At 64.8% G+C, this 15,397-nt stretch carries 14 protein-coding genes; 3 read left to right on the forward strand and 11 right to left on the reverse strand.

Features of this window, described 5'->3' with window-relative positions; genetic code table 11:
- Positions 1 to 5: 5 nt before the first annotated feature.
- The 10 genes from D2T30_RS17010 to D2T30_RS17055 form a co-directional block, all read right to left on the reverse strand.
- Positions 6 to 239 (reverse strand): hypothetical protein, encoded by a 234-nt coding sequence (locus tag D2T30_RS17010; protein ID WP_128209856.1) that lies wholly within the window; start codon positions 237 to 239, stop codon positions 6 to 8.
- 39 nt (positions 240 to 278) lie between these two features.
- Positions 279 to 1,934, reverse strand: coding sequence for an amidohydrolase (locus tag D2T30_RS17015; RefSeq protein ID WP_128209857.1), 1,656 nt, complete (start codon positions 1,932 to 1,934; stop codon positions 279 to 281).
- 76 nt (positions 1,935 to 2,010) lie between these two features.
- The gene (locus D2T30_RS17020) at positions 2,011 to 3,174 is read right to left on the reverse strand and encodes an ABC transporter substrate-binding protein (RefSeq protein WP_164882416.1); all 1,164 of its coding nucleotides are present in this window, start codon (positions 3,172 to 3,174) and stop codon (positions 2,011 to 2,013) included.
- Between the two features lie 299 nt (positions 3,175 to 3,473).
- On the reverse strand, positions 3,474 to 5,021 hold the full coding sequence (locus tag D2T30_RS17025; protein WP_128209859.1) for an acetolactate synthase large subunit: 1,548 nt from the start codon (positions 5,019 to 5,021) through the stop codon (positions 3,474 to 3,476).
- Positions 5,022 to 5,024: 3 nt separating this feature from the next.
- Positions 5,025 to 6,491 (reverse strand): amidohydrolase family protein, encoded by a 1,467-nt coding sequence (locus D2T30_RS17030; protein WP_206612990.1) that lies wholly within the window; start codon positions 6,489 to 6,491, stop codon positions 5,025 to 5,027.
- A 2-nt stretch (positions 6,492 to 6,493) separates the two neighbouring features.
- On the reverse strand, positions 6,494 to 7,195 hold the full coding sequence (locus D2T30_RS17035) for a GntR family transcriptional regulator (protein WP_128209861.1): 702 nt from the start codon (positions 7,193 to 7,195) through the stop codon (positions 6,494 to 6,496).
- A complete protein-coding gene (locus D2T30_RS17040) occupies positions 7,195 to 8,637 on the reverse strand; it encodes an amidohydrolase family protein (protein ID WP_128209862.1) in 1,443 nt (480 codons plus the stop codon). The genes D2T30_RS17035 and D2T30_RS17040 overlap by 1 nt, the downstream gene beginning before the upstream one ends.
- Entirely contained in the window at positions 8,634 to 9,470 is an 837-nt protein-coding gene (locus D2T30_RS17045) for an ABC transporter permease (RefSeq protein ID WP_128186346.1), read from the reverse strand. The genes D2T30_RS17040 and D2T30_RS17045 overlap by 4 nt, the downstream gene beginning before the upstream one ends.
- On the reverse strand, positions 9,467 to 10,297 hold the full coding sequence (locus tag D2T30_RS17050; protein ID WP_128209863.1) for an ABC transporter permease: 831 nt from the start codon (positions 10,295 to 10,297) through the stop codon (positions 9,467 to 9,469). The genes D2T30_RS17045 and D2T30_RS17050 overlap by 4 nt, the downstream gene beginning before the upstream one ends.
- Entirely contained in the window at positions 10,294 to 11,403 is a 1,110-nt protein-coding gene (locus D2T30_RS17055) for an ABC transporter ATP-binding protein (RefSeq protein WP_241651318.1), read from the reverse strand. The genes D2T30_RS17050 and D2T30_RS17055 overlap by 4 nt, the downstream gene beginning before the upstream one ends.
- A gap of 536 nt (positions 11,404 to 11,939) precedes the next feature.
- Between D2T30_RS17055 and D2T30_RS23155 the strand changes: the two genes are divergently transcribed.
- From D2T30_RS23155 to D2T30_RS17065, 3 genes are all read left to right on the forward strand, one after another.
- On the forward strand, positions 11,940 to 12,080 hold the full coding sequence (locus D2T30_RS23155) for a hypothetical protein (RefSeq protein WP_164884330.1): 141 nt from the start codon (positions 11,940 to 11,942) through the stop codon (positions 12,078 to 12,080).
- Between the two features lie 329 nt (positions 12,081 to 12,409).
- Positions 12,410 to 13,396, forward strand: coding sequence for a GntR family transcriptional regulator (locus D2T30_RS17060; RefSeq protein WP_128209864.1), 987 nt, complete (start codon positions 12,410 to 12,412; stop codon positions 13,394 to 13,396).
- Positions 13,397 to 13,405: 9 nt separating this feature from the next.
- The gene (locus tag D2T30_RS17065) at positions 13,406 to 14,557 is read left to right on the forward strand and encodes an ABC transporter substrate-binding protein (protein ID WP_128209865.1); all 1,152 of its coding nucleotides are present in this window, start codon (positions 13,406 to 13,408) and stop codon (positions 14,555 to 14,557) included.
- 105 nt (positions 14,558 to 14,662) lie between these two features.
- Here the strand turns inward: D2T30_RS17065 and D2T30_RS17070 are convergent, their stop codons facing one another.
- Positions 14,663 to 15,397 (reverse strand): aspartate/glutamate racemase family protein, encoded by a 735-nt coding sequence (locus tag D2T30_RS17070; protein WP_128209866.1) that lies wholly within the window; start codon positions 15,395 to 15,397, stop codon positions 14,663 to 14,665.

Genomic DNA, 15,397 nt, shown 5'->3' on the forward strand with positions numbered 1-15,397 from the left:
ATGCCTCATACGCGGTCTCCGTCGAGCGAGCTATCCCGATGCAGGTAATGGCGTGGCGATCCGGGTTCAAAGCGCAGCATGCCACGGTTGTCGCCCGAACGATAAGGGCGCGACATCGCCGCTGTCATACCCCCGGCCAAACCATCGCTGACCGATGCGCCGCCCCCGGCCATACGCCCTTTTGCCAGCATCCGCCCGACAAGGACAGCCAGCGCCTCGACGAACGTTCCCCCGAGCACGGAAGATGCATTCTCCGGAAAGGATCCTGTCGGCGGGTGTCATGTCCATGCCCCCAGACGGTCGAATTTCACCGCGCCGCCCACGATGGTCGCGTCAACGCGGGTTTCGTGCAGGGCCTCCTTCGGTTCGGCAAAGGGATCGCGGTCCAGCAACACCACATCGCCCAGCATCCCGGGCCGCAAGCGGCCCTTCAGGTTTTCCTCGCGCCCGGCATAGGCAGCGTGAACCGTATAGGCCTGAACCGCCTCGTAGACCGAAATTCCCTGAGAAGGCCCCAGCGACCGGCCGCTTCGCGTGCGCCGGTTGACCAGCGAGGACATGGCACAGAACGGATTTGCGGTGCAGACCGGGGCATCGGAATGTGCCGGCGCGACCACGCCTGCATCGATCATCGCGCGATGGGGCCAGAAATCCACCATCGCCGCCGCTCCGCGGTTGGCGATATGCGCATCGCCCAGATCCCATGCGAACCCCGCCGCCGAAGAGCAGATGATCCCGTTGCGCAGCAGCCCCGCCAGATTGGGCGGCGTAACGGCACAGCAATGTTCGATCCGGAGCCGGTGATCGGGATACGCCCCATCCTTCAGCACATTCTCGTAGATCTCGATGATCTGCGCTATGGCGGCGTCACCCATGGCATCCGTGCATACGATCATGCCGTGATCGAGCGCGTCCTTCACCCGGCGCCGATGCACCATCGGATCAAGCAACAACGTGCCGCGGTATTCCGCGGGCTCGCCCGCGAGCGGCGTGCCAACGTAGGGTGTGGTATAGGCCGCCGTGCGCCCGGAGGTGGACCCATCCCCCACCCATTCCACCCCCACCAGCCGGAGCCATTCGTCGCCAAAGCCGGTGCGCAGGCCCGAGCGCAGCACCGCCGCCATCAGCTCTTCATCCCGGCCGGTGATCATCAGCCCGACACGCAGATTCAGTTCGCCCCGGTCACGCATGTCCTGACAGGCGCGGATCGCCTGAGTCTGCACGAGGCTGTTGTGGATCGAACTCAACCCGAAGGACAGGTATTCGCCGAACACCCGGATCAGGCCCTGCCGGAAATCGTCGGGCGTGTAGCTGGCCTGGACATGCTCGATCAGGATATGCGCGGCCCGGGCGAACAACATCCCGGAGGGCACGCGCGAACCCGCGATCCGCCCGATCCCGCCAAAAGGCGGATCGGGGCTCTCGGCGGCGAAACCCACTTCGGCCAGCGCCGCCGAATTCGCCACACCCATCTGCGAACAGCGCCGGTAGAGGAACACCGGCCGTCCGCCCGAGGCGGCATCCAGTTCTTCGCGGCTCGGATAACCGCCTTCACGGGTATCGTCATAGCGATAGCCCAGAAACCAGTGCCCTGCGGGCTTGCCCTCGAGTTCACGCCGGATCAGATCCAGCACAGCATCGCGCGAAGATGTCGCGCCGTCCGAAAAATCGTGCCAGCGACCGATGCGCACCCCGGTCATGTCAGGATGGCAATGACTGTCTATCAGCCCCGGCAGACCAACGCGCCCCCCGGCATCGATGATACGCGGCGCGGGCGAACGGCCATTGCTCAGCGCAAGGATCTCGGCGGTGGAGCCCATCGCGATGATGCGCCCCCCGGCGATGGCAAGAGCCTCGACCATGTGGCCGGGGGCGTCCATGGTGAACAGCCGACCATTGACGATAACCGTGTCGATCGGAACGAGATCAAGCATCTTCTCCCGGCCTTGCAGCAGAATGGGAAAGCCCGGCGGGCACCTGCCCACCGGGAAAGGCGTCGGGGAACGCCGGTCAGGACAGCATCATCTTGTTGAACTTCTCGATGACTTCGGGGCGGTTGTCGGCCCACCACTGATATTGATACGGAACCTGCAGGGCGAGGTTTTCGGGTGCGGTGGGCAGCTTGGCCAGCACATCGGCCGGGATATACTTCGCGGAGTCGGCGTTGGTGAAACCATAGGGCAACAGAATCGAGTAGCGCGCCTGCGCGATGGCCGAGGACGAGAAGGCCGCGAACTTCTGGGCATTCGACAGGTTCGGAGCGCCTTTCGGGATCAGCCAGGCATTCTTGACCAGCATTCCTCCGTCCCAGACCAGCTCCACAGGCTTGCCTTCCTTTTGCGCCGCATCGATACGGCCGTTCCACGCCGTGACCAGCGGGGCCTCGTTATCGAGAAGCAGCTGCATGTGTTGGGCGCCCGTCTCCCACCACTTCACCACGCTCGGCCTGATTTCGTAGAACTTGGCGATGGCCCGGTCGATGTCGATCGGATAGGCGCTTGCGGGATCGACGCCGTCGGCGATCAGTGCACCGACCAGTTCAGGGACATTGCCCTTGGTGGCGATCGGCATGGAGCGTCCGCCCCTGAACTTCTCGGTATCCCAGAAATCCTTGAAACCTTTCGGTCCTTCCGGGAACACATCGGTGCGATAGGCGATCATCTGCGAGTAAGGCACAATGTCCAGCCCGTGGCTCGCGCGGGAGTCTTCGGTGACACCCGGCTCGACCAGCGAATAGTCGATGGGTTCCAGATAGTCGCCCTGACGCAACAGCTCGATCATCGTGCCGCGGCCGATCTGGCATACGTCCCAGCCGACAGTGCCGGTATCCACCATCGCCTTGAGCTTTGCCGGATCCGGGCCGATCGCCTCGATCACCTTGATGCCGCACAGTTTTTCGAACGGTTCGAACCATGCCTTGCGCTGCATTTCGGTGCCGATGCCGCCCCAGGTGACCACCACGACCTCGCCCGTTCCCTTCCATGCGTCGGGAATGGTGTCGAATTCGGGCAACGCGATATCCTGCGCGCGCGCGGCATGCGGGAACATCGGACCGGCCATCGCCAATGCGGCGGCGCCGCCGAACAGCTTGAGGAAATCCCGCCGCGCCGTCGGCGGCACCATCACCGACTCCCGCAGTCGGCGGATACGGTCGGCGTCATGCTTGTCTGTCATGTGAGTCTCCTGAATCCCTGTTGTTCTCATGGCCTGTTCCCGACCTTCGTCACATCCTGTGCCCACGGTATCTGGCACGCAATCAAATATGCGGTGTGACTTTCTTCGTATATTATTTATGGCATATCGCATAACGCGGCTGCACAAATTGTCGGCGGCATATGCGACGTGCGAGAGGTTCCCGACAGCACCACGGACAATCCGATTCGGCGCAGGCGGCAATGTCGGATCCGCCCCGACTGTCCATCAGGGAAGGCCGCCCGCCGGGAGTCAAGCTCCGGCTGCCGCCGGGACATCCGTCAGATGCAAGCCTCGATGAGAAACGGGCCGGGCCGCATCAGCGCCGTTTCAAGCAGCGGCTCGAGTTCGGCCACCGTCGTCGCTCTGGCGGCGTCGACGCCGAAAGACCGCGCCAGCGTGACCCAATCGACCCGCGGCGCATCGAGGTTCAGCATCCGCCCTGCATTGACGCCGAAGGCATCGACTCCGACACGCTTCATTTCGCCGTGCAAGGTGGCGTAGGTGCCGTTCGAGAACACCACCGTCAGGATATCCAGCCCCTCGCGCGCCTGTGTCCAGAGGGCCTGCACGGTGTAAAGACCGCTGCCATCCGCCTGCAGGCAGATCACTTTCCTGTCCGGGCAGGCGACCGCCGCGCCAATCGACAGAGGCAGGCCGATACCGATCGCACCTCCGGTCAGATCCAGCATGTCATGGTGCGGACAGCCGCGCGACTGGCTTTCGAACATATAGCCCTGAGTGATGGATTCATCGACGACGATCGCATTCTCGGGCAATGCCCGGGCCACCATGGCGGTTACAGCCGGCCCGGTGAGAGCTCCATCCCCGGGCCGCGGCGGCAGACCGGCGACGCAGACCGGCGCCGGAACTGACGCAGCACCAAGCGCATCGGCCAACACGGTCAGCGCAGAGGCGGCATCCGCCCCCGGTGCGGCATAGGGGACAATTCGGGTATCGGGCCGGGTCGGTACGCTCGGCCGTCCCGGATAGGCAAAAAAGGCCACAGGCGCCTGCGCGCCCACCAGAACCAGGACATCGACCTCCTTCATCGCCTCTTCGGCGGCCTCGATACGGTAGGGGATCCGATCGGGCGCGACACGACCGGCCCCGCGTTCGATGCGGGCCACCGAGGTTGGCGTCAGCAGCCTCACCCCGCAATGCGCCGCGATCCGCCCCGCGGTTTCCAGAGGACCGGCCCGCAGCGCTGCACCGTCAAGCAGCAGCGCCACCTTCAGCCCATCTTCAATGGCCTCCAAGATCCCGGAAATGGCAGCGGGATCGCCACCCGGAGGCGCGGGAATGGTCGCCGGAACCGGATCGGCCGGGGCCACCTCCTCCCAGGCGGTATCCGCCGGCAGGATCAACGTGGCGACCCCCGGCATCGAGGCGGCCGCAGCCACCGCCGCATTCACCCCTGCCGAAATCTCCGCCGCGCTCTCTAGACTGGCCACCCAGTCCGACATCGGGCGGGCCACGCCCTCGACATCCGAACTGAGCGGCGCCTCGTATTTGCGGTGATAGGTGGCGTGGTTCCCGACGATGTTGACCATCGGCGTCCGGGCCCGGCGGGCGTTGTGGATATTCGCCAGACCGTTGGCCAGTCCCGGCCCGAGGTGCAAGAGCGTCGCGGCCGGACGATCCGCCATGCGCGCATAGCCGTCGGCCGCGCCCGTCACCACATTCTCCTGAAGACCGAGAATGCAGCGCAGCTCGGGCTTGTGATCGAGCGCCGCAACGAAATGCATCTCGGACGTACCGGGATTGGCAAAGCACACGTCGATGCCGTTGACCAGAAGGGCATCGCAAAGTCGGTCGGCACCATTCATCGTTCAGACCTCGCCGCCGGTCAGGGTCCGGGGCATCAGCACCTCCGCCGGACGATGTGCCCAGTCGTAGCGCGCCACGTCGCGCGTCGCCGATGCCTGCGCCTGTTCCAGCGTATCGCGCGCCGCGTCCAGATCAAAGGCTGCGGGAACCCCGTCGCGAACGATCCGGGAGCCGTCCACATAGACATCCCGCACCGGACGTTCGCCGGCGGTGAAGATCAGGCTGCGGATCGGATCGTAGACCGGCCGCATCGACGGATGACGCAGATCGACAGTGAAGAAATCGGCCCGCGCCCCGGGCGCAATGCGACCGATGTCTGTGCGACCCAAAGCCTTTGCGCCCCCCAGTGTCGCCATGTGCAGCATCCGGCTGGCATCCAGTGCCGCGACATCCGCCGCCGTGATCCGCGCGGCATAGATGCCATTGCGCATCTCCTCGATGAAGTTGTGGGGGTAGGTGTCGGTGCCCAGTGCAAGGTTCACGCCGCGTTCGAGATAGAGGCCGGCGTGTTGCATCGTGATGCCGCGCCGAACGAAGACCGTCGGGCAATGCGCGACCGAGGTGCCCGTTTCGGCCAGCAGCGCCAGATCGTTTCGCTCGGGCCAGTGTAGCCAGCTGTGATGGTCGAGGAAGATGCCATGACCGATGGTCATGTCAGGCCCCAGCAGGTCCATCGACCCAAGCCAGCCCACCGGGCTCATGCCGGTGCGATGCTGTATCTCCTGAAATTCCACCACCGCCTGCGAGGCATGCACCTGGATCGGGATATCGCGCGCCCGCGCCTCGGCCAGCGAGGCCCGGAACATCCCCTCGCTGCAGGTGTCGATCTGCGCGGGCACGACCATCCCGGACAACCGCCCGCCAGGATCGGCGATGGCGGCATCCACCGCGGCCAGCGCCGCATCCATCCGCAGTTTCCCCTTGGCCTCATCGAAGTCGTATTTCACCTCGCGGCCATTGTCGGTGAACCAGTAGGCGTCCCGGAACATCGGCGCCGCATAGGCCCGCATGCCCGAGGCGGCAAGCGTTTCCACCCAGCCTTCATGCGGGGTGGAAATATCGACGATCGTCGTCACCCCGCTCTGCATCAGTTCGGAAAGCGCCACCTTGGTCGAGGCGACCATGCCTTCGTGCGTGGTGTCGAACAGATAGAGATATTCATAGAGCGAACTCATCCAGAACTGCCGGCTGCCGACCTCCTCCGTCACCCCCTTCAGCATGGTCTCGAATCCGGGATGGGCGTGCAGGTCGATAAATCCCGGCACCACCATCAGATCGCTGCCGTCGATGGTCTCGCCGATATCCCCGGGTGCCAGGGTCGTCGGATCGACGAATTGCCCGCCCACGAAGGCGATGTCCGCGCCACGGCGGTAGACCTGACGATCGGTGGCCTGATCATAGGCAACCAGCCAACCGATATTGCGGATCACCGTCGCCTGGACGGAGCTTGCGGGTTCGTATCTTGTCATGCTCATCTCCTTGCGGGTTCGGACAGTTCCGTTCCCAGAAAGATCGTGTATTCCTCGACATAGGCGAGAAACTCGGTCACGCGGTCATGGGCGAGCCTCTCGTCACCCGCCGCCACAGCCTCGCCGATCAGGATGTGGAATTCGGTCAGCGTCTCGTCGCGGAAACGGCGCAGGTAAAGCTCCCGATGCGCCAGCCAGAACCGGCGCGACAGTGAATAGAGCGGCAGGATCTGCGCCAGAAACGGGTTGCGGGCGAAATCGACCAGAAGGCTGACGAACCGCCGGTCGAGACGCAGAAGCTGCAGATTCTCCCCCCGCCCGATCAGGTCACGAAAACCGCTCACCACCTCGGCCATGATCGCCGCCTCTTCGCGGTTGCGCCGTCGTGCCGCGGCGGGGACCAGCACCCCCTCCAGCGCCTTGCGCGTTTCGAGCACCTTCATCTGCATCGGAAAGTCGGTATCGCGCACCACCATGCCGCGCCGGGGCTGCGAAATCAGCAGCTGGTCCGCGGCAAGCCGCAGCAAGGCCTCACGGATCGGCGTTCGACCGATGCCCAGCCGGGTCATCAGCGACACCTCCGACACGCGCGCGCCGGGCTCCAGTTCCATCGAGACGATCAGATCCTCGATCTGCTGGTAGGCCGTCTCGACCTGGTTCTCGGTTTTTTCGGGCTCGAGCGCCTCGGGCAGGGGGAAGTGCATCAGTATTCCTCGAGTTCACAAGGGGAGATCTGGTCGATGCGCCGGCCGGCCCAGTCGCCGGGACCGATACCATCCCAGACCCGCCGCGCCGCGGCCTGAAGGCCGGTGCGGGCCGTCTTTTCGTCCACACGCAGCAATGCACCGTCGCGCATCAACCAGTTGCCGTCGACCATGACGTGATGCAGATCCTCGGATTCAGCATAGTAGACGAGGTTGCGCAGCGGATCCCGCATCGGGGCGAGAGAGAATCCCGTGGTGTCCCACAAGAGCAGGTCCGCCCTGGCGCCGGGGCTGATCCGGCCCAGATCCTCGCGGCCAAGCACACGGGCCGGGGCGAGTGTGGCGGCATCGAATACCTCCCGCGCCGAGGCGACGCGGGCATCGCGATCGGCGACCTTGGACAGGATCGCGGCCGCGCGCATCGACTTCAGCATGGATTGCGGGGCGGTATCGGTGCCGATGCACATGTTCACCCCCGCATCACGGTAACGGGCAAAGGATTCCATGATGATGCCACGCCGCGCGAATACCCAGGCGCAATGCGCGACCGAGGCGCCCGTCCGCGCAAGGATGTCGATGTCGCCCCGGCCGGGATAGTCGATCCAGGAATTGCCCGAGGTGAAGATGCCGTGACCGAGGATCATCCCCGGCCACAGGAAATCCTGCGTTTCCAGCCATTCGACGGGGGACATGCCCTCGCGCTGGAGCATTTCCTGAAACTCGAAGACCGCCTCGGCGGCATGCAGTGTCACGGGCAGGTTCCGCTCGGCCGCGGCGGCGCGGGTGCGTGCCAGCAGCCCCGGCGTGACCATGGCCACCTGCATCGGCGTCAGCAGACCGCGGACACGGCTGCAGCCCCGCGCCTCGAGCCGGTCGACAAAGGCGAGCGCCGCCTCGAACCCCTCCTGCCCGTCGTCGGATTTCCAGTCGTAGCTCATCCGGCGGCCATCGCGGGTGCGCCATCTGGCGGAACCGTATCCTTCGCCGACATAGGCGCGCAGCCCCGCCCTGTCGACGGCTTCGGCGGTATAGTCGCCCAGCCAGCCGATCTCGAAAACGGTGGTCGTGCCCGAGCGCGTCAGTTCGGCCAGGGAAAAATCCACCGCCGCCTCCTGCGCGGCATGGTCCATCGCCGCACCCATTGCCGGAAGCAGTTCGGGAAGGCCCGAAAAGTAGAACCCCGGCCGACCCACATCCTCGACATAGGACCTGTCATAAGGAGCGGACGTGATATGGGCGTGCATGTCGATCAGGCCCGGCGTCAGCAGCGCGTCCGGCAGGTCGATACGCTCGTCGAACGTGCCGGTCACCGCGGCTCCGGTCACCGCGACGATAATGTCCCCCTCGATGATGACGGAGCCATTGCGCAGCAACCTGTGCGCTCCGTCGCGATAGGCAATGACCTGCCCCGCGGTGACAAGGATGCGATGCGACGATGTCATTGCGGATCTCCACTTGCCGCCCCGCTGCGGCGTCGGGCTCTTCTTTGCAGCAGCGCCGAGCTGAGGAACAGCGCGACAGAGATCGCGATGGCCAGCACCGAAACCGCGGCGATCGACGGATCGAGCGAGGATTTCATGCTCTCCCACATGCGCAACGGCAATGTCACCTGCGTCGGCCCCGCGATGAACATGGCCACTATCAGCTCATCGAAGGACGAGATGAAGGCAAAAAGCGCACCGGCCGCGATACCCGGCCGGATGATCGGCAGGGTGACGTGGAAGAAGGTGGCAAACCGCCCTGCCCCGAGGTTCGCCGCCGCCATTTCCAGCCGCCGGTCAAATCCGTGCAGCGCCGCCGAGACATTCACGACGACGAAGGGCACCGCGAGCGTGGTATGCGCCACCGCGATGGCCAGCGGCGAGCCAACGAACTTCAGTCTGGCGTAGAAGAAGTAGATCGCAATCGCCACGATCACGCCGGGCACGATCAGGGGCGACATGATGAATGCCAGCAGCAGCCTCTGCCCGATGAACCGTCCCCGCACCAGTCCGAGCGCGCCGAGGGTTCCCAGCACCGTCGAGACCACCGTCACCACCACCGCGATCCAGATGCTTAGCCAGGCCGAGTTGAGCCAGTCGGCGCGCGAAAAGACCCTTGCGTACCACTGCGTGGAAAAGCCGGGCGGCGGAAAGCTGAGAAAGCTGTCCGCCGTGAACGATACCGGCACGATGATCAGCACCGGCAGGATCAGGAACGCCGCGACCAGCAAGGCCACGGCTCCCAGAACCGCCTGGGTCAGCGGACCCGAGACCCGGATGTTGCGCCGGTTCATCGCGCTCCTCCGAAGATGCGCTCCAGGCTGACGACGCGCCCGAACAGCGCCAGCGTCACCAGCGTGACGATCAGCAACGCGGTCGCGATCGCCGAGGCCACGTCCCATCGGTAGAGGTCGACCTCACCCGCGATGAGCATCGAAACGGTCATGTCCGAGGGCCCGCCCACCAGAGCCGGCGTGATATAGAACCCAAGGCTGAGCACGAAGACGAGGACCGATCCGGCAAGAACGCCGGGCATCGACAGCGGCACGATCACATGGCGAAAGACCGCACCGGGCCCGGCGCCAAGATTCTCGGCTGCGGCGACCAGCCTGCCGTCAATCGCCTTCAGTGACGACAGGATGGGCAAGACCATGAATGGCAGCAGCACATGCACCATGCCGACATAGACCGCGAAGGTCGTGTTCAGCATCCGCACCGGCGCATCGATGACGCCTGTCCATCGCAAAAAGCCGTTCACCACCCCGTTCTGACCCAGAAGCACCATCCAGGCATAGGACCGGATCAGGATCGACGTCCAGAATGGCACCAGCACGAGGGCCAGCAGAACCATCGCCGTTCTTTCGCCCGTGGTGGCGATGAAATAGGCCAGAGGATAGGCCAGGGCGAGCGTCAGCACCGTGACGATCACCGCGATCCGGGCCGTCAGCCAGAAGACCTTCAGCGTAACCTCGCTGGAGAATGCGTCGACGAAAGGCCTGAAAGACCAGTCCGCCCCCGTGCTGCGCAGCAGCATCTGCACCACCGGCAGCAGGTAGAACACCAGCAGGAACAGCGCCAAGGGCAGGACCAGAAAAGCCGGATCGCGCAAAAGCCGATTCATTGCAGCGCCGTGCCTTCGGAAAATGCGCGAATCTGCGCCGCCGGCCAATCCACCGTCACGCGCGCACCGGGCGGGACGGGCTCGGCACCGGTCGACTGGGCCTTGACGATCAGCATACCCCCGTCCGCAAGGCGCAGGTCATAACGGCGATGATCGCCGACGTAGGTAACGTCCGCGACCGTAGCGCCGCCTGCGGGATCGGGGTGGAAAGCAACATGTTCGGGTCGCACCGACAGTCTCACCTGCCCACCGGCAGGCTGTCGGGCGACGGGCAGCACGATCCGGTCGCCGCCGATCTCCAGCTGCAGTGTCCTCTCCGCAGAGAATGCGACAACGGCATCAAGCATATTCGATTCACCCAGAAATCCCGCAACGAATTCATCCTGCGGCCGACTGTAAAGTGCCTCGGGCGCGTCGACCTGGGCGATGCGTCCGTCGCGCATCACGCAGATGCGGTCGGACATGGTCATCGCCTCGTCCTGATCGTGGGTGACATAGACGACGGTGATCCCGAGGTCGCGGTGGATGCGGCGAATCTCCGATTGCAGATGGCTGCGCAGGTATTTGTCCAGCGCCGAAAGCGGCTCGTCCATCAACAGGACCGGCGGCTGGAACACGATGGCGCGGGCAAGCGCCACGCGCTGCTGCTGTCCGCCCGAGAGCTGCCCGGGGAAGCGCCGGCCGAACCGTTCGAGCCCGACGATTTCAAGCACCCGCCCGACCTCGCGCATCTGCTCGGCCTTCGACAGGCCACGCATGCGCAACGGGAAGGCGATGTTCTGCTCCACCGTCATGTGGGGAAACAGGGCGTAGCTCTGGAACACCATGCCGACATTGCGTCGTGCCGGCGGCACGGCGGTAATGTCCTGATGACCGATATAGATGCGCCCGTCCGTCGGCTCCTCGAACCCCGCGAGCATCATCAACGTGGTTGTCTTTCCTGATCCCGACGGCCCCAGGAAGGACATGAACTCGCCCTCCTTCACATCGAGCACAAGCGGATGCACCGCGACGAAGCTGCCAAAGGACTTGCTGACGCCGGCGAAGCGCACCGGGCTGCCTGCCCTGGACCGGGTCGTGCCGATATCACCTGCGCCCATCTTCATTCCATCTGCCGACGTTACCGCTCAATCTGAACCGGGCGCGGCATGATTGCAATTACGCGTATGCCATAATCCAATTTTCATATACGATATGCCGGTTCTTTGAGCGGTTCCCGGCGGCATATCGCAAATCATCGGCCAATGATGACACCAGCAGCCTTATTGCCATGCCTGCGTGGTGAAAGAATGGCAACGACAGCACACGCGGAATCGCTCTGCCCGGCACGCTGGCGCGAGGCTACCGAAGCGGCTTCAACTCCAGCGCCGTCCCACGCCCGAGCCCGGATCCCCTCAACGATATCGGGATCGAAGAGAATTCGGCGGGCGTGGCTGCCCCCGTCCCTGCTCTGCACCGGACCGGTGTGTCGCGCGTCGCGTGAAAGACCACCTTCGAGGGAATCGCCGCTGTCAGCCTCGGCGACCCGTCCTATCGGAGTCAGCGGGACGCCCCCTGCGATGCGCGGTGTCGATCGCAGTCGAGGCGATCTCGCAAAATCCCGCCATCGCATCGCGGCGGATGTCCATGGGATGGCACCGGCATGATTTTCGACCCCATGCAGCGTCGCCGGGTAGGGGCGGATGCCGGTTGCCACCGCCACCGGAAAACCCGCCTGTTCGAGGACCGGACCCTGCTCGATGTGCGGTTCGATGAAGGCGCCGAAGTCGTCGTATTCAGATGACGCGCCGCCTTGACCAGGCTGGCCAGTAAAAGGTTTCCATCCGGCGCAGATCCACGTTTCTCATTCCTTGAACAACCGCATTGTGTGCCGCATCGGCACGAAGATATTCGACGGACGCGGCCCTGATATGCGGTTACCCCGGCAGGTGGCGGAACTCCTCCGGAACTCTGTCCCTTGTGCTCCCGTGCGGTTAGGTTCTAGGCTTGAACCGGAATGGATGCGTGCGGGGCCACCCTTGGGATCGCATCGGTCGGCTGGAGGTGCCGGGTGCAGGAAGAACGGCGTTCCGCGCAGGCGGGCGACTTGTATGTCGGGCCGGAGGGCCGCGGATGGTGACGGCACCGGAAGCCTATTACGAAGTCGTGCGGCGGGTGCTTGAGGACAATATCCGCACGGGTGCTCTGCCGGGGGGAACGCGTCTTTACGTGGCGGCCCTGGCCGATCGTCTTGGGGTCAGCAGATCACCGGTAAAACGTGCCCTCGAGCTTCTCGAGGAAGACGGGCTGTTGCGCCGCAACGAGGCGCAGGGTTGGCTGGTCGGCGATGAACCTGCCTCCGATGTGCGGCCCAACCTGCACCTTTTCGAACTCGAGCTGCCTGACAGCGGCTCGGCGACGCCGGTCAAGCCGGGATGGGAACGTATTCTGCAGACCGTCGCGGACGAGGTGGTCGACTGTATCCCTTTCGGGATCTGGAAGATTTCGGAGACCGAACTTTGCAGCCATTTCGGTGTCAGCCGCACTGTCACGCGCGAGGTTCTGACCCGCCTGCACGAACGCGGCCTCGTCACCAAGAACCGCGCCTCGCACTGGATCGCGGGTCCGTTGTCGGCACAGATGCTGGGTGAGTTGCACGACATGCGCCGCCTTCTGGAGCCGCTTGCCCTGCGCCGCGCGGCGCCGCATCTTGGGCGGATGACGCTGATCGAGATGCGCGAGCGGGTCGAAGCGGCGCTTGCCGCGCCGCATCAACCCGCGATAGAGGATTTCGACCGCATCGAGGACGACCTGCACCGGACCTGCGTCGCACCGCAGCCGAACCAGCGGCTGGCGGCGGCCCTGCCCGAATTGCGTCTGTCGCTGGTGGTGAACCGGCAGTTCTCGCTTCACGTGGCGCGGCATCACGAAAGCGCGCTGCTGCTGGAACACAGGCTGGTCCTTGACCACCTGATCGCAGGCGATGCGGAGGGCGCGGCGACGGCGTTGCGCTTTCATCTTGATGCGGATCATGACCGCGCCCGTGCCAGGCTCAAGGTGCTGTCGGTCTTCGGCGAACCGGATGCCAAGGTCGTGCCCTATCTGATGCGTATCGTCTGAGGAGAAACCATGACGGAACCACTCCGGCTTCGGGTCATTTCGCGCGGAGAATTCGTCCCCCCGCAGATCCGCGCGCGGCTGGCACGCGATCTCGATTTCGACATCGAGTTCATCGTGCTCGACAGCACCCGCAGCCTGCAGCAGGTGATGACCGAACCCGAGAGCTTTGATGTCTATCACCAATGGCACACTTCGGACCTGATCTGGACCGCGCGTTGCATCCAGGGGATCGACCTGCGCCGGATCGACACCGGCAATCTGCTGAAGGCCGCGGCCCGGGCACGCTCGGGCGTGACGCATACCGTCTTTGACCGGCTGTTCGTGCAGGATGACGGCAGCCTCGGTCCAGAACCGGGTGATACGATCGCCGTCCTGCCGGCATTGCACGGCGTGGATGGCTTCGTCTGGCGGCCCTCGCACGCCCCCGCCCTGCGGCCGGGCGAACGTGAAAGCTGGGGCTGGCTGCTGGACCCCCGATGGGCTGGCCACGTCGGGCTGATCGCCGATCCCGTCCTCGGCATCATCGAGGCGGCGCTTGCCACCGAGGCGCAGCTTGGACAACCTTTCGGGGACATCGGCAACCTGACCATCGACGAGGTGGATACCATTGCCGATTACCTGATCCACAAGAAAAAGATCGGCCACTTCAAGGACACCTGGACCTCGCAGGCGGAGGCGGTGCGGCTGATGCGACGCGGTTCCGTCACCATCCAGAGCCTGTTCTCGCCGGCGGTCTCGCAGCTTCGGGCGGAGGGGATGCAGCTTGCCGTCGCCGACCCGGCAGAGGGCAGCCGCGGCTGGCATTCCGACCTGTGCATCTCAGCCGCCGCCGAGGGCGAGCGGGTCGACGCCGCTTACGCCTATCTGAACTGGTGGCAGAACGGCTGGGCGGGCGCCTGCCTGTCGCGGCAGGGCTATTATTTCATCTTTCCGGAACTTGCTCGGCCGCATCTGAGTGCTGCCGAATGGGATTACTGGTATGATGGGCAGCCGGCTTCCGAGCCGCTTTGCGGCCCCAGTGGCGAGGTCACGATCCGCGAAGGACATCGCCGCGAAGGTGGCTCGTATCGGGCACGCATGGCCAGCGCGCGGGTATGGAACACATTCATGGATGAACACACGCATGTCACCCGGCGCTGGCAGGAGTTCCTGTCCGCCTGAACCGCGGCCTCTCCCTCCGTGCCCGCAGGGCGCCCGGCGCACGTCCCCGGGGCGGGAGCCGGTGGCGTGCGCCGGTGTGCTGCGCGTCACCTTCGCAAGCCTGTCTCAACGCGGTGCAAATCGCCCGAATTCACCCTCATACGCCTTGGCCAGCGGCGCGGCATAGCCCTGCCGCTTGCTCGTGCCAAGTCCGAGTCCGGCGAGCGCCTCGACCAACCGCACACCGGCGGATACGCCATCGATCGCCGGCGCGCCGATCTCGGCGCTGACGCGCGCCATCAGATCGGACATGCCTCCACAGCCCAGCAAAACGCAATCCGCGTGATCCTCGGAGATCGCGCACCGGCATTCGGCGATGATCCGCGCCTGCGCATCCGAGCCTTCGATCTCCAGATCCAGAACAGGAATATCGGTCATCCGGATCGAACGGCACCGACGCTCCATCCCATAGGCATGAACGAGATGCTCCATCGTCATGCGCGAACGTTCGAGCATGGATACGATCGAAAACCCGGTGCCGATCAGGCTCGCCGCATGCATCGCCGCCTCGGCGATACCTACCACCGGACCGCGGGCAACCTCGCGCGCGGCGGCCAGTCCGGGATCGCCGAAACAGGCGATCACATAGCCGTCGCACCCCTCGGCCTCGCCGCGCAGCACCTCATCGATGACACCAACCGCGGCGAAAGCCTCGTCGTAGCTGCCTTCGATGGAAACCGGCCCCATCCGTGGCGACACGGCCAGGATCTCGACCCCGGGCGAGGCGGCCCTGCGGGCAGCCTCGCCGATCTTTTCGGTCATCGACCAGGTGGTGTTCGGATTGATGACCTTGATCCTCAT

The organism is Paenirhodobacter populi, from assembly GCF_004022215.1.
Taxonomy (GTDB): Bacteria; Pseudomonadota; Alphaproteobacteria; order Rhodobacterales; family Rhodobacteraceae; genus Rhodobacter; species Rhodobacter populi.